General features: G+C 36.8%; 22 protein-coding genes. 10 read left to right on the top strand and 12 right to left on the bottom strand.

Annotated elements, in window-relative coordinates:
* Nucleotide 1 precedes the first annotated feature (1 nt).
* Complete coding sequence (locus ACEN25_RS05925) at nt 2-385, top strand: rhodanese-like domain-containing protein (protein ID WP_441802104.1); 384 nt, start codon at nt 2-4, stop codon at nt 383-385.
* 138 nt (nt 386-523) lie between these two features.
* On the opposite strand, the gene rpiA is transcribed toward ACEN25_RS05925, so the two are convergent.
* Nucleotides 524-1201 carry a ribose-5-phosphate isomerase RpiA gene (gene rpiA, locus ACEN25_RS05920; RefSeq protein WP_441802103.1) on the bottom strand — a complete coding sequence of 226 codons (678 nt, stop codon included), beginning with the start codon at nt 1199-1201 and terminating at the stop codon, nt 524-526.
* Nucleotides 1202-1242: 41 nt separating this feature from the next.
* On the bottom strand, nt 1243-1824 hold the full coding sequence (locus ACEN25_RS05915) for a nucleotidyltransferase family protein (RefSeq protein WP_441802102.1): 582 nt from the start codon (nt 1822-1824) through the stop codon (nt 1243-1245).
* 150 nt (nt 1825-1974) lie between these two features.
* On the opposite strand from ACEN25_RS05915, the gene ACEN25_RS05910 reads away from it, so the two are divergent.
* Both ACEN25_RS05910 and ACEN25_RS05905 read left to right on the top strand, forming a co-directional pair.
* Entirely contained in the window at nt 1975-2436 is a 462-nt protein-coding gene (locus tag ACEN25_RS05910; protein ID WP_441802101.1) for a (2Fe-2S)-binding protein, read from the top strand.
* A 10-nt stretch (nt 2437-2446) separates the two neighbouring features.
* Nucleotides 2447-4603 (top strand): molybdopterin cofactor-binding domain-containing protein, encoded by a 2157-nt coding sequence (locus tag ACEN25_RS05905; protein ID WP_441802100.1) that lies wholly within the window; start codon nt 2447-2449, stop codon nt 4601-4603.
* Nucleotides 4604-4675: 72 nt separating this feature from the next.
* Here the strand turns inward: ACEN25_RS05905 and ACEN25_RS05900 are convergent, their stop codons facing one another.
* Nucleotides 4676-7048: a TonB-dependent siderophore receptor gene (locus tag ACEN25_RS05900; protein ID WP_441802099.1), complete on the bottom strand. Its 2373-nt coding sequence runs from the start codon at nt 7046-7048 to the stop codon at nt 4676-4678.
* 219 nt (nt 7049-7267) lie between these two features.
* The gene (locus ACEN25_RS05895) at nt 7268-7957 is read right to left on the bottom strand and encodes a VIT1/CCC1 transporter family protein (RefSeq protein ID WP_441802098.1); all 690 of its coding nucleotides are present in this window, start codon (nt 7955-7957) and stop codon (nt 7268-7270) included.
* Between the two features lie 129 nt (nt 7958-8086).
* Here ACEN25_RS05895 and ACEN25_RS05890 point away from each other — a divergent pair, with 129 nt between their 5' ends.
* The 3 genes from ACEN25_RS05890 to ACEN25_RS05880 all read left to right on the top strand — a co-directional run bounded on the left by ACEN25_RS05890 (nt 8087) and on the right by ACEN25_RS05880 (nt 11560).
* Entirely contained in the window at nt 8087-8665 is a 579-nt protein-coding gene (locus ACEN25_RS05890) for a non-canonical purine NTP diphosphatase (RefSeq protein ID WP_441802097.1), read from the top strand.
* 176 nt (nt 8666-8841) lie between these two features.
* Nucleotides 8842-10701 carry a DEAD/DEAH box helicase gene (locus tag ACEN25_RS05885; RefSeq protein WP_441802096.1) on the top strand — a complete coding sequence of 620 codons (1860 nt, stop codon included), beginning with the start codon at nt 8842-8844 and terminating at the stop codon, nt 10699-10701.
* 73 nt (nt 10702-10774) lie between these two features.
* The gene (locus ACEN25_RS05880) at nt 10775-11560 is read left to right on the top strand and encodes a carboxypeptidase-like regulatory domain-containing protein (RefSeq protein ID WP_441802095.1); all 786 of its coding nucleotides are present in this window, start codon (nt 10775-10777) and stop codon (nt 11558-11560) included.
* A 74-nt stretch (nt 11561-11634) separates the two neighbouring features.
* Here the strand turns inward: ACEN25_RS05880 and ACEN25_RS05875 are convergent, their stop codons facing one another.
* Nucleotides 11635-12291 carry a TrmH family RNA methyltransferase gene (locus ACEN25_RS05875; protein ID WP_441802094.1) on the bottom strand — a complete coding sequence of 219 codons (657 nt, stop codon included), beginning with the start codon at nt 12289-12291 and terminating at the stop codon, nt 11635-11637.
* A 192-nt stretch (nt 12292-12483) separates the two neighbouring features.
* On the opposite strand from ACEN25_RS05875, the gene ACEN25_RS05870 reads away from it, so the two are divergent.
* Nucleotides 12484-13164 (top strand): SIR2 family NAD-dependent protein deacylase, encoded by a 681-nt coding sequence (locus ACEN25_RS05870; RefSeq protein ID WP_441802093.1) that lies wholly within the window; start codon nt 12484-12486, stop codon nt 13162-13164.
* On the opposite strand, the gene ACEN25_RS05865 is transcribed toward ACEN25_RS05870, so the two are convergent.
* The gene (locus tag ACEN25_RS05865) at nt 13133-13606 is read right to left on the bottom strand and encodes a heme-binding domain-containing protein (RefSeq protein ID WP_441802092.1); all 474 of its coding nucleotides are present in this window, start codon (nt 13604-13606) and stop codon (nt 13133-13135) included. The genes ACEN25_RS05870 and ACEN25_RS05865 overlap by 32 nt on opposite strands.
* A 36-nt stretch (nt 13607-13642) precedes the next feature.
* On the opposite strand from ACEN25_RS05865, the gene ACEN25_RS05860 reads away from it, so the two are divergent.
* Both ACEN25_RS05860 and purB read left to right on the top strand, forming a co-directional pair.
* Nucleotides 13643-14197, top strand: coding sequence for a hypothetical protein (locus tag ACEN25_RS05860; protein ID WP_441802091.1), 555 nt, complete (start codon nt 13643-13645; stop codon nt 14195-14197).
* 86 nt (nt 14198-14283) lie between these two features.
* On the top strand, nt 14284-15627 hold the full coding sequence (gene purB, locus ACEN25_RS05855) for an adenylosuccinate lyase (RefSeq protein ID WP_441802090.1): 1344 nt from the start codon (nt 14284-14286) through the stop codon (nt 15625-15627).
* Between the two features lie 171 nt (nt 15628-15798).
* On the opposite strand, the gene ACEN25_RS05850 is transcribed toward purB, so the two are convergent.
* The 6 genes from ACEN25_RS05850 to ACEN25_RS05825 all read right to left on the bottom strand — a co-directional run bounded on the left by ACEN25_RS05850 (nt 15799) and on the right by ACEN25_RS05825 (nt 21290).
* Nucleotides 15799-16986, bottom strand: coding sequence for an acetate/propionate family kinase (locus ACEN25_RS05850; protein WP_441802089.1), 1188 nt, complete (start codon nt 16984-16986; stop codon nt 15799-15801).
* A gap of 27 nt (nt 16987-17013) precedes the next feature.
* A complete protein-coding gene (gene pta, locus ACEN25_RS05845; RefSeq protein ID WP_441802088.1) occupies nt 17014-19107 on the bottom strand; it encodes a phosphate acetyltransferase in 2094 nt (697 codons plus the stop codon).
* Between the two features lie 163 nt (nt 19108-19270).
* Nucleotides 19271-19813 carry a DUF4252 domain-containing protein gene (locus ACEN25_RS05840; protein WP_441802087.1) on the bottom strand — a complete coding sequence of 181 codons (543 nt, stop codon included), beginning with the start codon at nt 19811-19813 and terminating at the stop codon, nt 19271-19273.
* A 1-nt stretch (nt 19814) separates the two neighbouring features.
* Nucleotides 19815-20339 (bottom strand): DUF4252 domain-containing protein, encoded by a 525-nt coding sequence (locus ACEN25_RS05835; protein ID WP_035899307.1) that lies wholly within the window; start codon nt 20337-20339, stop codon nt 19815-19817.
* Nucleotides 20340-20356: 17 nt separating this feature from the next.
* Nucleotides 20357-20794 carry a hypothetical protein gene (locus ACEN25_RS05830; protein WP_441802086.1) on the bottom strand — a complete coding sequence of 146 codons (438 nt, stop codon included), beginning with the start codon at nt 20792-20794 and terminating at the stop codon, nt 20357-20359.
* Nucleotides 20781-21290: an RNA polymerase sigma factor gene (locus ACEN25_RS05825; RefSeq protein WP_028374869.1), complete on the bottom strand. Its 510-nt coding sequence runs from the start codon at nt 21288-21290 to the stop codon at nt 20781-20783. Before ACEN25_RS05825 ends, ACEN25_RS05830 begins: the two co-directional genes overlap by 14 nt.
* A gap of 108 nt (nt 21291-21398) precedes the next feature.
* On the opposite strand from ACEN25_RS05825, the gene ACEN25_RS05820 reads away from it, so the two are divergent.
* Entirely contained in the window at nt 21399-22841 is a 1443-nt protein-coding gene (locus tag ACEN25_RS05820; RefSeq protein WP_441802085.1) for a S41 family peptidase, read from the top strand.
* The last annotated feature ends 51 nt before the right edge of the window (nt 22842-22892 follow it).

The raw sequence follows: 22892 nt of genomic DNA, 5'->3' as shown, positions 1-22892 counted from the left end.
TATGAAAGTATTATTAACTTTTTTCCTTTTTGTTTCGCTTGCTTTTCAAGCGAACGCGCAAGAGTCTAAACACGAAGTTTTAGACAAAGCTACTTTTAAGAGTAGTATTGAAAATAATACTGTAGCATTAGTTGATGTTCGTACAGCTTCAGAATTTGAAGCTGGTCATATTGATAATGCAAAAAATATCGATTTTTTAGATACCGCAACATTTAATAGTAAACTACAAACCTTAGATAAATCTAAACCTGTTTATATTTATTGCCGTTCTGGAAATCGCAGTAGTAAAGCTGCCGAAGTGATGAAAGACTCTGGTTTCACGACAATTTATGAACTTGAAGGAGGTTATTTTAATTGGAATTCTGAAGATCCTACTGAAGACTAAACAGGAAGTTTGAACATATACAAAAGCCCGAAAATTATTTTTCGGGCTTTTATTTTATAGATTGATCTCAATGCAATCTCTAGTAAATAACAATTACTAATTAATTCAATATTAAGTTAATGCAAAAATAATATAGCCTTAATTGCGAAATTTTACCTCAGGACCACCCTCTCTACCTACTATAATCAGACTAGTTGTATCAAGAAATAAACCGGTTTCTACGATGCCGGGTACTTTTAGTAATTTTATTTCTAAGCTTTGAAGATCATCAACCCCTGAGATATCGATATCTAATATGTTGTTATTTTCATCTGTACGATACGGCAGCTCTTCTTTCATTCGCTGTACTGGTTTTAAACCTTCAGCTTGCAAATAATTAAAAATTTGTTTTGTAGCAAATGGTATAACTTCAACAGGAAGCTTAAAGGCTCCTAGCTTTTGTACATCTTTACTACTGTCTGCAATGATAATGTTATATGCCGTGTTCCACGCTAGTATTTTTTCACGTAATAAGGCTCCACCACCTCCTTTTATGAGTTGAAAATCACCATCAAACTCATCTGCACCATCTATAGTGACATCTATTTTATCAACTTCGTGAAGTTCAACAATGGTAATACCAAGTTCTCGCGCCAGCTTTTCTGTAGCATCAGACGAAGGTACACAGGTAAGATTCATCCCATTTTTAACAAGATCCCCTACTGCTTCAATCATATGTTTTGCAGTAGAACCGGTACCCAGTCCTACGACCATATTATCTTTTATAAATTTAACAGCTTCTAATGCAGCTTGTTTTTTCTCTTGATCGGCAGTCATTTGATTAAATCGTGTTGTGGTTTCAGTGATTAAAAATAAGTTTATTTTTTTAGCAAAAGTCTATAATCTTCGGGAGTATCAATGTCTTGAATTTTATTTTTTGCATCAATTGACACCACAAAATCAGAACCTGAGTTTAACAATTTACGTGCACCCAAATCTCCAGAAAGCTCTTCGAGCACTTCAAAATAGCTTCTAGGAAATACCGCTGGCACCCCGTTTTTAATACCATAACCAGAAGCTATGCATTTATTATCGTCTACTTCAGCAGTATCAATTAATAGATTCAAATAGTCTGTATCTATTTTAGGTTGATCTGCAAGCATCACTAAAACACGATCAAAGTGCGTATTATTTAAGTGTTTAATACCTGTCGCTATACTATTTCCAAGGCCTTGTCCCCAATCTGGGTTATAAATCAAGTGGATTTTTTGTGGAATACCTTTTTCAATAACTTCTGCATTGGCCCCTAAAACACAATAAACAGCCTCAGCTTTAGAGGCTAGAGCCTGCATCATTGCATGACCTAATAAAGTGCTGCTGTTATATGGGAGTAATTGCTTGGCTTTTCCCATTCTACTGGCACTTCCTGCTGCAAGAATTAATATTGCTGTAGATTTCATAACTCTGATTTTACCGTATAAATCTAATTCATTGAAACATCAAATGATCTGAAATAATCTTTCTCTTTTTTTGAATCTGTATAAATAGAAGTAACGGTCTAACAAACCTGTTAAGTTTTTATTAATTTAACCAAAACAAAAAAAAATGCTATGCCCGTTTACAATCTAAAAGTTAATGGTAAATCGATGAGCGTCGATGCAGATCCCGATACGCCGCTATTGTGGGTTTTAAGAGATGCTCTTGATCTTGTAGGAACAAAATTTGGCTGTGGTATAGGCCAGTGTGGTGCGTGTACCGTTCATATTGATGGTGCCGCAACCCGAAGCTGCTTATTACAGATAAGCTCATTAGAAAATACCGAAATCACCACTATTGAAGGCCTTTCTGAAGATGGCACGCACCCCGTGCAAGTCGCTTGGAAAGAACATGACGTACCTCAGTGTGGTTATTGCCAGGCCGGCCAGATTATGACCGCCTCTTCTTTTCTTAAAGACAATCCTAAACCTTCAGAAGCCGAAATACGAGACGCGATGAGTGGCAATCTTTGCCGTTGTGCATCGTATAATCGTATTGAAAAAGCGGTGGCAGATGCCGCAACTAAACTTGCCTAACCTAGTGATGATGAAAAAAGAACAAAAAATGACATTTAGCAGACGTGGGTTTATACGCACCTCTGCACTGGCAAGTGGTGGTTTATTAATAGGATTTAATTTTCTTACAGCCTGTAAAGAAGATGTACAACCGCCTGTAGATATTGCCAATCTTAACTTCAATGATTTTAATGCCTATATACAAATTGCAGACAATGGGTATGTAACTATTTTTTCACCCAACCCAGAGATTGGACAAGGTGTAAAAACGTCTATGCCTATGATTGTTGCAGAAGAGCTTGATGTACCGTGGGAGCACGTTTTTGTAAAGCAAGCCGGTTTGGACACTGATAAATATAGAGGTCAGGTTGCCGGTGGTAGTCAGTCTATACGACAAAACTGGGATGTATTGAGACAAACAGGAGCTACAGCAAAAAAAATGTTGATCAATGCAGCCGCTGCAAAATGGCAAATAGATGCTGCAGATGTAACTGCCTCTGCAGGTGTGATTACAAGTAAAACAGGGGAAACTCTAGGCTACGGGGATGTAGTTAAAGAAGCTGCAACTTTAGAAGTGCCTGAAGGAGTTACCTTAAAAGAGCCCAAAGATTTTAAGATAATAGGTAATGATGCTATCAATGTAGATTTAGATAAAATCGTGACCGGTAAACCACTTTTTGGTTTAGACTATAAAAAAGAGGGTATGCTATACGCTTCGGTAATGCGTCCTCCGGCTTTTGGCCAGACCTTAGTAGATTTTGATGATACAGATTCACGCGCCGTAAGTGGTGTGAGTGATGTAATTCAATTTGGTGATAAAATAGCTGTACTCGCTAAAAATACGTGGTCTGCTATGAAAGGTAAAAAAGCATTAAAGGCGAATTGGCAAGATAATAACTTAGAAAGTACCGAAAAACATGATGCGCTTCTAATAGGTCTTTTAGATAGCAAAGAAGGTGAAGTACGTCGTGAAGATGGCGATGTCAATAAAGCATTTGCAGAAGCAGATCAGGTTTTAGAACGCACCTATGAATCGCCGTTTTTACCACATAATTGTATGGAGCCTATGAATTTTTATGCAGATGTTACTGCGGAAAGAATTCATCTTGCAGGACCTATACAAACTCCAGAAGGTACTGCGGCGCAGGTTGCTAAACTATTAGATCGTACACCCGAGGAAGTAGATTTAGAACTAACCCGTATGGGTGGCGGTTTTGGTCGCAGACTTTATGGTGATTTTGTTCTGGAAGCTGCAGAAATCTCAAGTAAAGCAGGTAAACCTATAAAGTTAGTGTATTCTCGTGAAGACGACATGAGTGCAGGAATTTTTAGACCTGCTATAAAATATAGAATTTCAGCTTCACTAAAAGATGGTAAAATCACTGGTTACAAATTAAAAGAAGCAGCAATAAACAGCAATATGTATGGTCTTATTCCGCACTTTTTCCCGGCGGGAGCCATTCCTAATTTAAAAATAGAAAGTGCAAATTACTCCAGTAATATAACAACAGGAGCATGGCGCGCACCCTACACAAACTTTCTGGCTTTTGCAGAGCAAAGTTTTTTTGATGAAGTTGCAGAAGTATTAGATCAAGACCCTGTTCAGTTACGTTTAGATTTGCTAGACCAGGTTAATGAAGGAGCAGATGAACGTATACAGTACTCAGCTTCCCGAATGAAAGAAGTGATAAAACTCGCTGCTAAAGAAGGAGACTGGGGCAATGCTCCTGATGGTGTTTTTAAAGGTTTTTCGGCTTATTACAGCCATAACACGCACGTTGCTGAAGTCGCCGAAATACGTATGCAAAACGGAATTCCTAAAGTTGAGCGCGTTACTGCAGCTGTAGATTGTGGTATCGTAGTAAATCCTACAGGTGCAAATAATCAAGTGGTAGGTGGCGTTCTAGACGGTATAGGTCACGCGATGTATGGTGATTTTACCTTTACAGATGGTAAACCCTCTTCAACAAATTTTGATACCTACCGTCTTATACGTATGCACGAGACACCAAAAGTTGCTGTTCATTTTGTTAAAAGTGAAATTGCTCCTACCGGTCTTGGAGAGCCGGGACTTCCTCCTGCAGGTGGCGCTGTTGCAAATGCTATTAAGGCTGCAACCGGAAATCGTATTCTCAAACAGCCATTGACTAAATATATGACTGAAACAGAAACTACCGTAAAAGGGTAATTTTAATGAAACTTATAAAAAATAAGAGACCTCAAATGAGGTCTCTTTTTTATGCTTATAAATTGATAAATATCAAAAACTATAGCCTATTGAAACGCTATAGTTTCTAGGTGCAATAGGATTAATACTATTGTCATCATGTACATTATAATTTAATTCGTCTGTAATGTTTGCAAGTTTAGCGCGTATGCTAATATTGTTGCTAAAGGTATATGCTAAAGTTGCATCTAACTGAAAATAATCTGAAAGTGGTATAAGCTGTCTTCCACTATCTGGATTTGTAGTTTGAAAAGACCTTCCTGCAAAACGAGTTCCGAAGTACGAACTTACAACTCCTAGATTTAAGCCATTTAAAGCACCACTGCCTATTGTATAGTTAGCACTTAAATTGGCTGTATTTTTAGGATTGTATCTAAATAAACTTCCAACGACATAGATATTAGATTCAGTATACTTCATTTCGTTAAAACTGTAACCTGCCATAAGACGTAAACCTTTAGTAGGATATGCTGTAATATCAACTTCAACACCTTTACTTTCAGTAGCACCGGCAAGTTCCTGCACGTTATTATCTGTCAAAGACGTTTGTGCCAGATTGCTGTTTTTAATAATGTAACCGGTAATATTCAGAAGTAATTTGCTTCCGAAGAATTCATTTTTAACACCTACTTCAAACTGATCTATAATTGAGGGTTCTAAAGCCTCTCCATTAATATCAAGGCCTGTATTGGTCTCAAAAGAGTTTGCATAACTCGCGAAGATCGAGTTGTGTCGTGTAGGTTGAAGAATTAAACCAAATCTTGGCGTAAAAGCATCGTCATACAAATTAGTTACTGTTGTGTTCCCACTCGGGTAATTTGTGATCTCACTTTCTGTATCCTGATAGGTATAGCGCACACCGGCTAATACCTTTACATAATCATTAACAGCGATCAAATCCTGAATATAGATACCAAATCGTGAAACCGGAGTTGTAGTAAGTCTGCTTCGATCAAGATCTGGAATATCATTTCTAAAATTTGCATAATCAGGATTAAATATATTGATCACATCATAGAAGTTTTCGCCATTATCCTGATCTGAAAAGGAGTTGTAGCGCGTGTCTTTTGTTTTATAATTCTCAACATCTGCACCTATTAAAAACTGATGTTTTAAGAAACCGGTATTGAATAAACCTTTTAAATCAAGCTGATTGATGTTATAGTTATCACGAGTATCTCTCTTCTGAATATTGCGCTGCCAATCTCCATTTTCCTGCACCGTACCTCCTGAAGTATTGGGTCTGGTATTTGAAAATAAATGGGTATTGTAATGGCGAAACGAATTTATATAGGTCAAGCCCCAATTATCTGAAAATTGATGATTTAAAGTTGCCGTAACAGAAACCTGTTCAGAATCAAAATATCCCCACTTAACCCCTACAAATTGATCTCTGGGAAGATCTACTAATTGATAATTGATTATCCCTGCCCCAAAATCTGGCGTGCGCGAATCATTTGTATAGTCTGCCTCAATTAAAAGATTAGTCTTATCTCCTAGTTTAAATACTAATGAAGGATTGAAATAATAGGTATCTGAAGAAACAAATTTTCTAAAACTATCTGCAGAAGCATACGAGCCGTTTAATCTAAAGGCAACCGTTTTAGAATCATTTAATGCTCCGTAAATATCAAATGTGGGCTTAACAAGGTTGAAGCTGCCAAAAGTAAGATCTACCTTTCCGCCAAAATCAAAACGCGGTTTTTTAGTAATTAAATTTAAAATACCCCCGGCTTCAACATTACCAAAAAGAATAGCAGCGCTTCCTTTTAAAATTTCTGCCTGCTCAATACCGCTGGTCTCCAACTTCATTCCATTAAAATAGCGCACTCCGTTTTTAAACGTATTGCTGCTTCCTAAACTATAACCGCGTGAAGCAATCTCTTCTTGATAACCACCTGTATTCCCCATAATGTAAACCCCGTTTGCATTCTTCAAAATATCGGTTAGGGAATTCACTTGTTGGTTTTCTAAGGTTTGTTGCGAAATAACCGCAGCACTTTGTGGCAAATCTAAAGGTCGTATACCCGCTTTAGCAGCATTGGGAGTTTTGTTAAATAAACTTCCGGAAACGATAACTTCATTTAGTTGATTGTTTGCTTCTTTTAATTGTATTACAGGAATCTGAGTCGTTTCTCCTGCACTAATAATTGCCGATACTTGTGCCGGCTGAAATCCTAAATGAGAAATTCTTAAAACATATTTCCCGGGCTTTAAATTCTCAATTACATAAAAACCTTCCTTATTTGTAATTGCATATTTGTTTGTATCATCAATTGTAATGGTGACTCCATCAACAACTGTGTTGTTTGGGGATTTAATTTGCCCAGATAATTTTCCGTCCTGAGCCCATACACAGCAAGACATGAATAAAATACTTATTAAAAACTGAAACTTCAATTTCATCTTTGTTTAGATTAATTAAAAATAAAGCGCGAATCTAAAACTTGAAATGAATTTAAACAAGCTTATTTAGACTAAATATGCTTAATAAAATGAAATTAGTTTGTAGTGTATTTTTAATTCGATAAAAATCAATCTTTTGTAAATAAAAAATAATTGAATTTTGAAGGTATATGTATTAAATATTCTAAAAGTTTATAGAAGATTTTGGTGATAATAAAATTATATAAGCGTTGTATTAAATAGATAGCCTATAAGTGCTGTAGCTACCATTGCCAGAGTACCCCACAACGTAATTCTCAAGATAGCCGCAAACATACTCGAACCTCCGGTTTTTGCAGCAACTGCTCCTAATACAATTAAAAAAAGAAGTGCAGAGGCATATTGTATATATTCCATATAGGCAACAGGCGCTATAAAGGCAACCAGTACGGGTAGCCCACCTCCTACTGTAAATGCAGCACCGCTAGAAAATGCAGCTTGCAGCGGTTTAGCCTGGGTTATCTCGTGCATTCCTAACTCATCACGGGCGTGTGCTTCAAGAGCATTGTGTGCCGTTAATTGTTTTGCAACCTCAAGAGCTGTAGCTTCTGTGAGACCGCGAGCGATGTAGATTCTCTTTAATTCGTGTAACTCTTCATTAGGCATCGTTTCCAGTTCGTTTTTTTCACGTTCCAGATCGGCCTTTTCAATATCACTTTGCGAACTTACCGACACATATTCACCTGCTGCCATAGACAAAGCTCCGGCAACAATACCTGCAACCCCGGCAAGAATAATAGGCTCGCGAGTGGTGCTCGCAGCAGCCACCCCTATGATTAGACTTGCTGTAGAGAGAATTCCGTCGTTTGCACCTAATACTGCAGCACGTAACCAGCCGCTGCGATGTGCATAATGATCTTCAGTTTGCATCCTGCTAAATTAAACCAATACCTGCTGTATACCAGTGTATAAATTGTTTTTAGATACTTTCCAAATAGCTGCTAACTCGTTAAGATTAGCTTCAGATTTGATAAATTGCTTCTCCTAAATTCTATTCATATGACTCTTGTTTTTGCTACACATAACCCTAATAAACTTCGAGAAATACAGGCGTTGATGCCAGATTCAATTCAACTTAAAAGCCTAACAGATATAGGTTGTACCGAAGATATTATAGAAGATGCACCTACGATAACAGGCAATGCTTTACTAAAAGCCAGATATGTAAAACAAAAATATGGTTATGATTGCTTTGCAGACGATACCGGCTTAGAAGTTGACGCTTTAGATGGTGCTCCCGGCGTCTATAGTGCGCGTTATGCCGGTGAGCAAAAAGATGCTAACGACAATATTGATAAACTGCTCTTTGAACTCAAAACTGAAGAAAACCGAAAAGCACATTTTAAAACTGTAATTGCTTTAATTATTGGTGAACAAACAACTTGCTTTGAAGGAATTTGTAAAGGTGAGATTACTTCTGAAAGAATGGGCGCCGAAGGTTTTGGTTATGATCCGGTTTTTAAACCTGAAGGACATCATGAAACTTTTGCTCAAATGCCACTCTCTTTAAAAAACAAAATAGGTCACCGCGGAAAAGCTACTGAAAAACTAATTATTTCACTTCAAAATTCTGAATAATTAGCGCTTATATTCAATAATTTACTTTAATACTTGTATGCTAAGCACATCAATACTATCGCAACAGATTGATATCAAGTCAACTAAATGAATATTCACTTCTACATATACTTACATTAATTAACATTATCTTTGCACCCTCTTAAATCGACGTTGATTTGAGATAATTTTTTTATATGAATACATTTAAAGCGTTAGGACTTAATGATGCCATCTTGCAAGCTGTAACCGATATGGGTTTTACAGAGCCTTCAGAAGTGCAAGAAAAAGCCATCCCAGTCCTATTACGCGAGGCAACAGACGTAGTTGCACTCGCCCAGACAGGAACAGGTAAAACGGCAGCATTTGGTTTTCCGCTTATTCAAAAAGTAGATGCAACCAGTCGCAAAACACAGGGATTAATAATCTCTCCCACTCGTGAACTGTGTCTACAAATTACAAACGAACTAAAAAGCTACTCAAAATACATTAAAGGTTTAAATACTGTTGCGGTATATGGTGGAGCTAACATTCAGGAACAGGCACGTCAAATTTCACGTGGTGCTCAAATAATCGTTGCTACGCCGGGTCGTATGCAGGATATGATGCGCCGTAATCTTGTTGATATTAGTGGTATTGATTTTTGTATACTAGATGAAGCTGATGAGATGCTAAACATGGGATTCTATGAGGATATAACAACTATTCTTGCAGATACACCTAAAAACAAGCAAACCTGGTTATTCTCGGCTACAATGCCAAAAGAAGTAGCTCGTATTGCTAAGCAGTTTATGAATAATCCTATTGAAATTACAGTAGGAACAAAAAACATGGGAGCAGAAAATGTTTCTCATGAGTATTATCTAGTAAATTCTAGAGATCGTTACCAGGCACTTAAGCGTCTTGCTGATGCAAATCCAGATATTTTCTCGGTTGTTTTTTGTAGAACAAAGAGAGACACGCAAAAAGTAGCAGAACAACTTATAGAAGATGGTTACAATGCTTCTGCATTGCACGGTGATTTAAGTCAAAATCAGCGTGATCTGGTTATGAAAAGCTTTAGAGCACGTCAAATACAAATGCTTGTTGCTACAGATGTTGCTGCACGTGGTATTGACGTAGACGATATTACCCACGTTATCAATTACCAGTTACCTGATGAAATTGAAACTTACACGCACCGTAGTGGTCGTACAGGACGTGCAGGAAAAACAGGTATTTCTATGGTTATTGTTTCTAAAAGCGAAGTACGTAAGGTTAGAACACTAGAAAAGATAATCAACAAAAAATTTATTCAAAAAGATATCCCCACAGGGATGGAAATTTGCGAAGTACAGTTAATGCACCTTGCAAATGATATTCGCAATACCACGATTAACGAGGAAATCAATCCATATCTTTTTAGCATTAATGAAGTTCTGGAAGGTTTAAGCCGTGAGGAGCTTATAAAGAAAGTATTTTCGGTAGAATTTACACGTTTCTTTAACTACTACAAAAAGACAAAAGATCTTAATGCAGGAGTGGTTGCAGATATGAAAGAAGATTCTGGAGAGTCTACTCGTTATTTTATCAACATAGGTCAACGTGATGGTTTTGACTGGATGAGTTTAAAAGACTTCTTAAAAGATCTTACAGGATTAGGTGAAGGAATTTATAAAGTAGATTGTAAAGATTCATTCTCTTTCTTTAATACAGATACCGAACACAAAGAAGCGATTTTAGCTTTGTTTGAAGACTTTAATCTTAAAGGACGCTCGGTACACGTAGAAATCACCAAAGACACCAGAGGTGGCGGCGGTGGCGGTGGCGGAAAACGCAAACGTAACGATCGCAGAACCGGACCATCTGGTGGTGGTAGCGGCGGCGGAAGACGTAGAGATGATTCTGGCGGTGATGGCGGTTTTAAAAAACGCAGATCTTCTGGTGGAGGAAGCGGTAGAGATCGCAACAGCAGCAGTGAACGTAGCGGCGGCGAACGCAGAGGCAAAAGCAAACCTGAAGGAGAACGCGAAAATAAAAGTCCGTTTTCAGGAAAAAGAAGAAGAAGGGATCGTTAATACCGTAATAATTTTACAAGAATTGTCACGTTTGGTATGATTTTATCGTCTCTTTTTCTAAATTGAATACTATATGAAAAAGATTTTTATACTACTCCTGTGTGTTGTTTTACCCGGTGCCATTTTTGCACAACAAGTAGAAACAGATGAGGCTGAAGATAGTATCATAGAAGGTACTGTAATTAACGCAACAACAAATCAAGCACTTGAAGGAGTAAATATTATAAACCTCAATACCGTAAAGGGTACCACAACGGGTACAGACGGAACATTTAAAATCAGGGCATCTTCTACAGATACCCTGTTTTTTTCATTTTTAGGATTCAAAACCTTACAGGTACGTGTTACTAATGACTGGAAACGTTTTGGTGATGTAAAAGTTAAGATGACCGAAACCGGAATTGCTCTCGAAGAAGTTGTTGTTAAGAATATAGAACTTACGGGTTATCTTGAAATTGATGCGCGCAATGTTCCTGTTTATAAAAACGTTCGTTACAGTATTTCTGGTTTAGACACTGCTTATGAAGCAGGGAATTCTCAACCAGGTGCAATTAATAAAGTACTAAGTGCCATATTTAATCCGGCAGATTTTTTGAATAAAGTATTCTCTAATAAGAGTTCTCAAATGCGGAAGCTTAGACAAATGAAAGAAGACGATAATATTAGAAATCTTCTGGTTACTAAATTTGACCGAGAAACGCTATCAGCATTACTCCAGGTTCCTAAAGAAGATATTGAAGCTATATTGGGACGCTGTGATTACTCGCAAAGCTTTGTGAAATCTGCAAACGATCTTCAAATACTAGATGCACTCAGCAGCTGTTATGAAGAATACAAAGTACTCAACAGAGATAAGTAATCTCTTAAAAATTTTAGACAGCTATTTTACAACTTAAAAAAAGCCTTCATACAGTTAAATGTATGAAGGCTTTTTTAATTTATTTCAGAACTATAGCGCTTAACAAGTTCATCATAATTTTTAAGATTGCGAGCTAACCAGAGTTGTTTAATCTGTATAATATCTAAAGGTTTTAAAGCCCAATCTATGTCTGAATTGCGCAGTCGCTGAGTTAATTCTTGAAGTAAAATTGCCGCACAAACCGAAATATTCAAACTTTGCGTAAAACCAAACGTGGGAATATATATATATTCATCTGCTGCATCGATAACAGTATCAGTCAAGCCATCTTTTTCACTTCCGAAGAATAAAACCGTAGGTTGATCTAATTTAAAATCTTCTAATTTATGAGCGGTATGATGCGGAGTGGTGGCTACTATTTTGTAACCCTTATTTTTTAAATTACTAAGCGCTTCTTCTGTGCTGTCATATCTGTAAACACTGGTCCATTTCTGCGCTCCCATTGCAATCTCACGATCTATACGCTTACCTTTAAGTTCTTCTATCACGTGTACATCCTGAACGCCAAATGCATCGCAACTACGCATCACAGCACTTGTATTGTGCAAATGCCCTACATCTTCTATAGCAACCGTTAAAAAGCGTGTACGTTGTTTAAGGACTTCTTTAAATAGCTGCTGGCGTCGTGGAGTTAAGTAGGATTCGAGATAGTTCTGTAAATCTTGTTTCATGAAATTCAAAATTAATTGAATATATTGAATCACAAGAGCTATTCATTACATTTATAGTTTAAGAATAATTTATACACAGATCAACATTATAAATCTTTAAGAAGAGAAGTTCTAGTTCTGGAATAATTCTAAAGACTTTCAAATTTAAAAGCGTAGCAAAAATTGATTGATTCGTTTAAAAATATAATTAGTATGAAAAAAATTGTCGTACTCTCTGGCGCAGGGATAAGTGCAGAAAGTGGTCTTAAAACGTTTAGAGATGCAAACGGTTTATGGGAAGGGCACGATGTCATGGAAGTTGCCAGTCCCGAAGGTTGGTCTAAAAATCAAGAACTCGTATTAGATTTTTACAATCAACGCCGGCGACAACTTAAAACGGTACAGCCTAATGCAGCGCATAAATCGCTGGTAGATTTAGAGGCTAAATATGAGGTAGACATCATTACTCAAAACGTAGATGATTTGCATGAACGAGCAGGAAGCAGTTCTGTAATACATCTACATGGCGAACTTTTAAAAGCCCGAAGCACAGCCGACGAAAGCATTGTTTTAGATTGGGATATTGATATTAATATCGGTGATCGCTGTTCAAAAAACAGCCAGTTGCGCCCGCATATTGTTTGGTTCGGAGAAATGGTTCCTTTACTAGATACTGCTGCAGCACTGGTCTCTCAAGCTCATTATATTATAATTGTGGGTACTTCTATGCAGGTTTATCCCGCTGCAGGATTGATTAACTATGCTAAACAAGATGCTACAATCTATTTTATAGATCCAAAGCCCAGCATTAATTCCCGTAAAAACCTCAGCGTTATTGCTGAAAAAGCTACTATAGGTATTCCTACTGTGGTTGAGGAATTGATGAATAGCTAAGTCGTGCAGCTTTTACCCAATTAATAATAGCCTGAGACTGTGCAGCGCTCAACTTTGCATCTTGATGAATTAACGTATACGAATCTAGCGGCATCTCGTTTTTTTCAATCTCTTCAAGAACTTCTTCTAATTTATGATCTTTTCGCTTTGCTGTATAATTAACCCAATCTGCAAAGTTTAAATGTTCTTTTCCTTCCTCTACATGGTGTGCAAGAAAGAAACTTACAGGTGACAGATGTGCATACCACGGATACTGTGTTTGATTGCTATGACAATCATAGCAGGATGTTTTTAAAATGCCGGCAACCTGCTGAGAAGGTCTCGTTTCAGCAAGAAAAGGTTCTAATGATTCATAGCCTCCTTCATTTTTTTCAACAGGAAAAAATTGAATTACAATGAGAACCAAAAGAGCCAACTTAAGAAAACGTTTAATCCAGATCATTTTTTTATTTTTAATACCCTTAAACTTAGGCCAAAAATGGATACTGCCCACTGGGATTATCTACTATCTCAAACCTGCGCTTCCCGAAGCAGCAGATACTCTCACGCAAAAGTTTTACTTCAAAATAAAAATCTGTTAGCTTTTACTTTAGCGTGTATTTCTGAAAAAAAATCTGAAAACCATATTAAGGCTGCCTGGATTCTAGAAATGGCTCTCCGAGAAAAAATTCAGTTTCTAATACCTCAACTCGATCTATTTTTTGAAGTAGCTCAAAATTTGACTAACGATGCTACGAAGCGCTCTTTCTCAAAAATTTTTGAATTACTTACCGAAACACACTATATAAAAAAACAAGAGTTACTGAATAATGCACAAAAAACCTTACTCGTAACTTTGTGTTTTGATCTATTAATCGCAAAAGAGAAAGTTGCTGCTCAGGTTTATGCAATGCAAAGTCTTTTTTATTTAAGTACAGATTTTAAATGGATTAAAAATGAATTACAATTACAGTTAGAGTTGATGTATCCTCATGCAAAACCTGGTGTAAAATCACGCACAAAGAAGATTTTGAAAGCTTTAAAATGCTCGTAATAGATTCTACTTACGCATTCTTTCTATTTGAGGTTTGTTACTAGCTTTGAGCTATGTATCTTTGCCGTTTAAATTAAAAACTAATTATGTCGCTATCTTCATTAGAAGCTGTATCACCTATAGACGGTAGATATTCAAATAAAACGGAAGTATTATCAGCCTTTTTTTCTGAAAAAGCACTTATAAAATACCGAATTAAAGTAGAAGTAGAATATTTTATTGCGCTTTGTGAAATTCCGTTACCACAGTTGGTTGATTTCCCAAAGAAACATTACGCAGATTTAAGAGGTATTTATGAAGATTTTAGTACAGAAGATGCAGAACATGTTAAAAATATTGAACAGGTAACCAACCACGATGTAAAGGCTGTCGAGTACTTTATTAAGGAGAAGTTTGATGCGCTGGGACTTACAACATCAAAAGAGTTCATTCATTTTGGCCTTACTTCTCAGGATATAAACAACACCGCGATACCGCTTAGTTTAAAAGACGCGACCAATCAGGTTTATTTACCGCAACTTCTTGAAGTTTTAGATCACCTTAAGCAACTTGCAGATGAGTGGGAGTCCATACCTATGCTTGCACGTACTCACGGTCAACCTGCTTCGCCTACTCGTTTAGGTAAAGAAATAGAAGTGTTTGTAGTACGCCTTGAAGAGCAAATACGTTTACTTAAAGATATACCTAGCGCTGCAAAATTTGGTGGTGCAACCGGAAATTACAACGCACACCACGTGGCCTATCCACAAATTAACTGGAAGAGTTTTGGAACTTCTTTTGTAAGCGGAACTTTAAAACTGCACCACTCCTTCCCTACTACTCAAATTGAGCATTACGATCACATGGCCGCTCTTTTTGATACTATGAAGCGCATAAATACAATCCTGGTAGATCTAAATAGAGATTTCTGGCAATACATCTCTATGGAATATTTCAAACAAAAAATTAAAAAAGGAGAAGTGGGGTCTTCTGCAATGCCACATAAAGTAAATCCTATAGATTTTGAAAATAGTGAAGGAAATTTGGGTCTTGCAAATGCCATCTTTGAACATCTTTCTGCAAAATTACCTATATCAAGACTACAACGCGATTTAACAGACAGTACGGTTTTACGCAATATAGGTGTACCCTTAGGCCATACCATAATCGGTTTTCAGAGTACATTAAAAGGTTTAAACAAACTACTTTTAAATGAAGGCAAGTTTGCTAAAGATCTTGAGAATAACTGGGCTGTGGTTGCAGAAGCAATACAAACCATCTTAAGAAGGGAAGGCTATCCCAATCCTTATGAAGCTTTAAAGGGTTTAACTCGTACAAACGAAGTAATTAATCAAGCTTCAATGCACGCATTTATAGACACTTTAGAAACGAGTGATGCTATAAAGCAAGAACTCAAAGCTATAACTCCTGCAAATTATACAGGCATCTAAAAAATTATGAAAATATCGCTAAATCTAGTACTGGTACTTGGGTTATATATAGGTATTCTTTCTGCGGGCCTTGCGGGAATACTTAAAAATACTTTTGTACTTTCAGGTTTAGCGTTTATTTTTTTTAGCTTACTTGTTAACCTTATACGGTTAAGGAATAGGTAAGTAATCCTATTCTTGTATTAGGTCATATACTTGATTTGCAATCTCTAATTCTTCATTAGTAGGAATAACCATAATTTTAACACGAGAGTTTTCACTTTGCAGTTCTCTAAGCTTTTTAGAGCGTTCTGCATTTAAATTTTCGTCTAAATAAATTCCGAGATAATCCATCTGAGCACAAACCTTACTGCGTAAATAAGAACTATTTTCACCTATACCTGCAGTAAATACAATTGCATTTATTCCATTTAAAGCTGCGGCATAAGCACCTATATACTTTCTAATACGGTAAGCATTCATTTCAAGTGCAAGCGTACATACAGAATCACCAGCAGCAGCAGCTTCTTCTATATCCCTTAAATCGCTGAACCCCGTAAGTCCTAGCATTCCACTTTTCTTATTTAGAATATCGTTTACTTCTGGTATAGAATATCCCAGATGTTCCTGCATATAGAAAACAACACTTTGATCTATATCCCCCGCACGCGTACCCATAATTAATCCGTTAGCAGGCCCAAAACCTAAAGAGGTATCTATGGGCTTACCATCTTTTATGGCTGCCATACTACATCCATTTCCTAAATGTATGGTAATTATCTTAGCATCTGGTTTCTGTAAATAATCTAAAGCCTTTTTACTCACATACTTGTGACTGGTCCCGTGAAAACCATAAAGCCGTATTCTATTTTCGGTCATAAAATGCTGCGGAATTGCATATTGATATGCTTTCTGCGGAATATCTTTAAAAAATGCTGTGTCAAATACACAAAATTGTGGCGCTTTGTCAAACAACTTTTCGGCTACTTCAATACCGGTTAAATTTGCCGGATTGTGCAAAGGTGCCAGTGAAAATAATCGAGTTATGTTTGCTTTCACATCGTCATTTACCTGTATCGTTTCCGTAAATTTCTTACCTCCGTGCACCACACGATGTCCTACTGCATCTACTTCATCTGTATTATCAATCACACCGTATTTTAAATCCATCAAAAGGCTGGATATTCTATACAAACCTGCCGTATGATCTTCAAAATTCGTTTTTTCAGTAAATTCTCTTTGTCCGGCTTTGTAGGTAATTTGACCACCATCTATCCCTATACGCTCTACCATTCCTGATGCCATAACGCTCGCTTCGGGCATAGCTATAAGCTGAAACTTTATCGAAGAGCTTCCGGAGTTAATAACTAATATATTCATAGTTTGAATGCTATCTTGTTTTTTAATTTATAATCCCTGCGCCTGAATCGCAGTAATAATTACCGTATTAAATACATCATCTACCGTACAACCTCTACTTAAATCATTTACCGGTTTGTTTAAGCCTTGCAACATAGGCCCAATGGCTAATGCACCGGTTTCCCGTTGTACCGCTTTATAAGTATTATTTCCGGTATTTAAATCAGGAAAAATAAGCACACTGGCCTGGCCTGCAACTTCAGAATCTGGCAATTTACTTTTACCTATAGTTGCATCTACCGCTGCGTCATATTGAATAGGACCTTCTATTTTTAAGTCTGGCCGTAAGCGTTTTACAATTTCGGTCGCCTCCCGTACGCGGTCTACATCTGCACCTTTTCCTGAAGTTCCTGAAGAATAGGAAAGCATTGCTATTTTAGGTTCGATACCAAAAGCAAGACTGCTTTCTGCGGAAGAAATTGCAATTTCTGCAAGCTCTTCTGCGGAAGGATTGGGATTAATAGCACAATCACCAAATACAGAAACGCGATCTTCAAGACACATAAAAAATACAGAGGATACCACAGAAACTCCCGGTTTTGTTTTTATAAACTGAAGCGCGGGTCGTATGGTATGCTGTGTCGTATGAGCCGCTCCGCTAACCATACCGTCTGCGTGCCCTTTATAAATCATCATCGTCCCAAAATAAGAAACATCGGTCATCCAGTCCCGAGCAATATCCATATTTACATTCTTATGTTTACGCAACTCATAAAATGTGGTCACATAATCATCAAAATATGCCGATTTAACAGGATCAATAATTGTGATTTTATCTAAATTAAGGGGAATATTTAGTTTCACAGCTTTCTCCTTAACCTTTTCAGGGTCTCCTAACAATGTGATTTTTACAATATCTAATTCAACGAGTCGCACAGCTGCAGTTAAAATACGATCATCTGTACCTTCTGGCATTACAATATGCTTCTTTGCAGTTCGCGCTCGTTTCATCAACCCGTACTGAAACATTCTGGGCGTGATGCCTTTCGGTTTTAAATTTATAAGACGTTCTAATAAGGTATCAAAGGAAACTTCTTTTTCAAATACGGTTAATGAGGTTTCAATTTTCGGCTTACTCGATGCGTAAATTTGAGATTTAATATTACCTATTCGGTTTGTCACCGAAAACGTACCGTCTTTTACCGATACGATAGGTACAATTTGTGATAAACCACGTATCAACTGAAGTATAGGCTCTTCAGGGATTAAACCTCCCGTTAGTATTATACCCGAAATTCTAGGGTAATTTGTAGAAATATGGGCTTGCAAAGCTCCTAAAATAATATCTGCCCGATCTCCCGGAGTAATTACTAAACTATCTTGTTTAAGATGCGTAAGGTAGTTTCTCAACTGCATGGCTCCTACTCCAAAATTTCCGGTTTGATTATCAAGCAACTTTTCTCCAAAAAGCACTTCACCATCCAGCTCGTGCACAATTTCTTTTATGGTAGGATGCGCTAATTCTTCAGTAAAGGGAATTGCAAATACCTCAACAGCTTCGGGTAAAAATGATCGCAATCCCTTTTTAGCTTTACTTAGATTTACCGGTTCAACTTTATTTGCCACCACTCCCATCACCGATACATCTTTATCTAAAAAGCTGGTATAGGCGATTTGTAAACTCCCGAGTAAATCATCTTCAGTTTTCCCTATACCGCTTCCTACTAAAATGACGGGAAGACCTAAATTTTTTGCGATAAGAACATTAGTATCAAATTCAAACACAGTACCTTCTCCTGTAAAATCTGAACCTTCAACCAGTATAAAATCAAATCGATCTTCGAGGTTTTTATATTTGGTAATTATGGTATCTAAAATTTCTCCCGCTTTGCCTTTATTCCGTTTTTTTATAACCTCACTTCTGGTAAAAGCAAATGCCTCATTGTAATCTAGCTGAATATCAAAATACGAGAGTACCGTATTGATGTGATTGTCTTTTCCTTTATTTTTTACATCATCAATTATAGGTCTAAAATATCCCACTTTTGCAGTTTTACCCAGCAAGGTGCGCATTAAACCGAGAGAGATAATTGCCTTACCACTATTGGGTTCTATCGTTGCTATATATATTCCTTTACTCATAGTTTTATGTAATTAGTTAAAAATACGATTAATCATTTTTAACCCCTAAGCAGATTGCGATTATAACTCATAAACTGAACGAGTAAAGCATCACAAACCGAATTGTGTTAAACAAAAAAAAGGATCTCAATTGAGATCCTTTTTTAATCTATTAAAACTGCACTTATTTATTTTTGAAAACATCCATCACGCCTTCAAAACCTGCTGTATTAAAATTTGTACTGCTGGTGTCCATTGTTTCTGCAAACCGTACCATATCTGCTACATTCATTTTATCGCCCAGTACACGAGCGAGTACAAATCCTTTATTCTCATCCTGAGCAAAAACAACCACCTCATCTATCGCTTCATCCTGCCCTTTAATAAAAAGACGCATACGCTGTCCCGGTTTTCCAAACTTCATCAACTCCTCATAATCATCATCAGCAAGAATCTCTTTGACTTTTACCGTTTCAGAATTATAAAACTCACTGTCTTTCATAGAATATGCCAGTAAGTTTACTTTTTTAACTGAGTTAATTACCCGCTTTTGATCTTCAGTCATTTCCTGAGTAACCGGAGCTATTAAGCTTGTAGGTAAATCAACCATTATAAAGGCGTCATTTTCCTTACTATCTATATAGTATTCTTGTAGAGTCTGCTTATCCTGACAACTGGATAATGCACCAACCATAAGAACTACTAAAACTGCTTTTAATGTGCTCATCTTAGTTAACTTTTACATTTTTAAGCTCTTCACTTCCCTTAAAATTGATGCTGTTTGCTATTTTACCTATTTCTTTAAGGTTAATATCACCGGTAATTCTAATAAGTACCGTATCGTCTTTTGTAGACATACCATCTAAAAACATCACAAACTCGCTTACAAAGTTTTCACTTTTGCCGGGCTTGTAATAAAAATTCACATTTTTGCCATCATCTTTTACCTGCATCAATTGTTGCAGATTAGCACTGGTTAAATACGATTTAAACTCACCCTTCATTTGTTGAGCTGCGCTTATATTTTTTGTCGTAAACACTTTAATATCTTCAAGGCTATTTACCATCTCGATATAACTTTTCATCTCTGGGTCTTTAGAATCAAGATCCATCTGCCCTAATAGTTTGAACATTTTTTGATTCATTACCATTGAGGTAACGTCTTTCATGTCTTCAAACTTATCAAAGTTTTTTTGTGCAAATGCAGTAAGACTCAATCCTACAAACATTAATGTAATTACTAATTTATTCATCGTTTTTTGATTTAAGATTATTTTAAAATTTCGTTGGTCGTTTCTTCAAACGTATCTAGTTTATTTAATTGTGAGGTACTTTTATTCATAAAATTACCCATCATAAAGAGCGCTTGTTTTGTTTTTAATACAGCAACTTCAGGATCTTTATAAGTACCTAAGTCGTTATCTGTGCCTTTTTTAGTATTAAAAGTTAAAAACAAACCTACACAAAGTAAAATACTTGCTGCGATAGGTATCCATTGCCAGGATCGTTTTGATTGAGGCAATTCAATCTTACGATTAAAGCGTTCTTGTTTTGCTTTCGCGAAAGCGGTAAAAAGAGGTATGTACTCCTCTAAGTGCGGGGCAACTTCATCACTAGTAAAGTATTCCCTAAGCTTAGCTTCCTGCTCTAAGGAAGTATCTCCCTCAAAGTAGCGCTCAAGCAGGTTTTCTATATTATTTAAGTCCATAGTTATGTTTTTTAAGCAATTCTTCTCGTATTGTTTTTCGGGCTCTAGACAGCGCAACACGTACCGCTGTTTCATTTAATTCTAATTCTTCTGCAATCTCACTATTTGTAAACTGTTCTACATCTCTAAGGTGTAAGATCATTCGCTGTTGCTCTGGCAGGTCATTCATTAACTTATAAACCCAGGCAACACTGTCACTTACTTCACTTTGCCGTACGGTATTGTAATGCTGATCTTCGTAATTAGTATGTACCAGTTGTAAATTAGAACTGCTTTTTGCCTTGAGCTTATCTAAACAATAATTCTTAGTCATCGTTACTGCAAAAGCTTCAATACTCCGCAGCTTATTCATTTTTTTTCGCTGAGACCACAACTTTATAAGAACTTCCTGAGTAGCATCTTGTGCCTCATCTTCAGAAACCAGTAATCGCTTTGCTAAACGATACAATCTATCCTGAACGGGAGTAACTCGTGCTAAAAACTCTTTTTGGTTCATTTATTGTTGTGGTTAGTTATAAGGAAGACGATTATGTCTAAAATTTGTTACACAGGAAAACCAGTAATACAATTATACCGTATTTTTAGTATGCTAATAAACCGCTTTATGAAGAAGATTGCGCTACCCCTAATAGGTCTTTGTTCACTTATGATACTGCTATCCTGCAGCGAGGACCGCGATGATGTTCAAATTTCAAATAATTTAGAAATTAAGAATTTTATCTATTCAGCAATGAATATTTATTACCTCTACAAACCCGATGTACCGGTATTGGCCAATGATTTTTTTGATTCGCAGGCAGATTTAAACATCTATCTAGATCCTTTTAATACGCCGGAAGATTTATACGAAGATTTATTGTCTAATGCAGATCGCTTTAGCTTTATGACCGACGATTACCGCGAGTTAGAGAATAGATTTGCGGGTATAAGCAAAGACAATGGTTTAGAGTATAGGCTGGTGCGCGTTTCTCCCGGAAGCGATGAGATTATAGGTTATGTACGCTACATTATCCCTAATTCTAATGCATCTACTAAAGATATAAAAAGAGGCGATGCTTTTACTAAAGTGAATAACACGCCGCTTACCATAACTAACTATCTAGATTTATTGGCGCTTGATACCTATACCTTAACACTTGCTGATTTAATAGATACTGGTAATGCTGTAAGTATTACTGAAAATGGCCGGTCTGTAACCTTAACCAAAGAAGAAGGTTTAATCGAGAACCCTATACTCATAGCAAAAACACTAAACATAAGCGGCCAGAAAATAGGCTACTTAATGTATAACGCATACACTGCAGATTTTGATGATGAATTAAATGCGGCTTTTGCTCAATTTAAAACAGATGGCATAACCGATCTGGTGCTGGACCTAAGGTATAATGGCGGTGGTTCTGTAGAGTCTGCAATAGATTTAACGTCAATGATTACGGGTCAATTTAACGGTGAAGTTATTACTAAACAACAATGGAATCCTGAAATACAGGCAGCATTTGAAGCAGAAGATCCTGAAGCGTTAATTGACCGTTTTAATAACACTATTAGAACAGGTGAATCTATTAACAGCCTAAACTTAGGTCGTTTATTTGTAATAGGCACAGGGAGTACTGCTTCTGCAAGCGAACTTACCATAATAGGTCTTAAGCCGTATATAAATGTACAGACGATAGGCACAACTACGGTAGGAAAGTTTCAGGCTTCTACGACTTTGTATGATTCTGAAAATTTTAGCAGACAAAATGTAAACCCAAATCACTTCTACGCTATTCAACCTTTAATCTATACCTACGCAAATGCTGACGGCACTGTAGGACCACCTACAGGAATCGAACCTGATTTTGAGATCGCCGAAAGAGCTTCAAACCTGGGAGTTTTAGGCGATCCTAACGAGCCACTTTTAAAAATGGCATTAGACCAAATATTAGGTCGCAGTGCTTCTACAAAAAGCTTTGAAAATACAACTCATCTAGAAACTGTAGGAGAAAGTAAAATGTTTAACCCAGATTTTCAACGTATGTATGTATTGGATTTGCCTAAGAGCTAGCTAAATCTTATTTTACCACACTAAATCACACCTATATCCCTTAAAAAAATA

Source organism: Leeuwenhoekiella sp. W20_SRS_FM14 (genome assembly GCF_052119605.1).
Taxonomy (GTDB): Bacteria; Bacteroidota; Bacteroidia; order Flavobacteriales; family Flavobacteriaceae; genus Leeuwenhoekiella.
This window is presented reverse-complemented; position numbering and strand designations above follow the sequence as displayed.

Bases quoted from the DNA above. Each gene is read 5' to 3' on its own strand.
- ACEN25_RS05925 (WP_441802104.1), top strand. From the start codon at position 2: ATGAAAGTATTATTAACTTTTTTCCTTTTTGTTTCGCTTGCTTTTCAA.
- rpiA (WP_441802103.1), bottom strand. From the start codon at position 1,201: ATGACTGCCGATCAAGAGAAAAAACAAGCTGCATTAGAAGCTGTTAAA.
- ACEN25_RS05915 (WP_441802102.1), bottom strand. From the start codon at position 1,824: ATGAAATCTACAGCAATATTAATTCTTGCAGCAGGAAGTGCCAGTAGA.
- ACEN25_RS05910 (WP_441802101.1), top strand. From the start codon at position 1,975: ATGCCCGTTTACAATCTAAAAGTTAATGGTAAATCGATGAGCGTCGAT.
- ACEN25_RS05905 (WP_441802100.1), top strand. From the start codon at position 2,447: ATGAAAAAAGAACAAAAAATGACATTTAGCAGACGTGGGTTTATACGC.
- ACEN25_RS05900 (WP_441802099.1), bottom strand. From the start codon at position 7,048: ATGAAATTGAAGTTTCAGTTTTTAATAAGTATTTTATTCATGTCTTGC.
- ACEN25_RS05895 (WP_441802098.1), bottom strand. From the start codon at position 7,957: ATGCAAACTGAAGATCATTATGCACATCGCAGCGGCTGGTTACGTGCT.
- ACEN25_RS05890 (WP_441802097.1), top strand. From the start codon at position 8,087: ATGACTCTTGTTTTTGCTACACATAACCCTAATAAACTTCGAGAAATA.
- ACEN25_RS05885 (WP_441802096.1), top strand. From the start codon at position 8,842: ATGAATACATTTAAAGCGTTAGGACTTAATGATGCCATCTTGCAAGCT.
- ACEN25_RS05880 (WP_441802095.1), top strand. From the start codon at position 10,775: ATGAAAAAGATTTTTATACTACTCCTGTGTGTTGTTTTACCCGGTGCC.
- ACEN25_RS05875 (WP_441802094.1), bottom strand. From the start codon at position 12,291: ATGAAACAAGATTTACAGAACTATCTCGAATCCTACTTAACTCCACGA.
- ACEN25_RS05870 (WP_441802093.1), top strand. From the start codon at position 12,484: ATGAAAAAAATTGTCGTACTCTCTGGCGCAGGGATAAGTGCAGAAAGT.
- ACEN25_RS05865 (WP_441802092.1), bottom strand. From the start codon at position 13,606: ATGATCTGGATTAAACGTTTTCTTAAGTTGGCTCTTTTGGTTCTCATT.
- ACEN25_RS05860 (WP_441802091.1), top strand. From the start codon at position 13,643: ATGGATACTGCCCACTGGGATTATCTACTATCTCAAACCTGCGCTTCC.
- purB (WP_441802090.1), top strand. From the start codon at position 14,284: ATGTCGCTATCTTCATTAGAAGCTGTATCACCTATAGACGGTAGATAT.
- ACEN25_RS05850 (WP_441802089.1), bottom strand. From the start codon at position 16,986: ATGAATATATTAGTTATTAACTCCGGAAGCTCTTCGATAAAGTTTCAG.
- pta (WP_441802088.1), bottom strand. From the start codon at position 19,107: ATGAGTAAAGGAATATATATAGCAACGATAGAACCCAATAGTGGTAAG.
- ACEN25_RS05840 (WP_441802087.1), bottom strand. From the start codon at position 19,813: ATGAGCACATTAAAAGCAGTTTTAGTAGTTCTTATGGTTGGTGCATTA.
- ACEN25_RS05835 (WP_035899307.1), bottom strand. From the start codon at position 20,339: ATGAATAAATTAGTAATTACATTAATGTTTGTAGGATTGAGTCTTACT.
- ACEN25_RS05830 (WP_441802086.1), bottom strand. From the start codon at position 20,794: ATGGACTTAAATAATATAGAAAACCTGCTTGAGCGCTACTTTGAGGGA.
- ACEN25_RS05825 (WP_028374869.1), bottom strand. From the start codon at position 21,290: ATGAACCAAAAAGAGTTTTTAGCACGAGTTACTCCCGTTCAGGATAGA.
- ACEN25_RS05820 (WP_441802085.1), top strand. From the start codon at position 21,399: ATGAAGAAGATTGCGCTACCCCTAATAGGTCTTTGTTCACTTATGATA.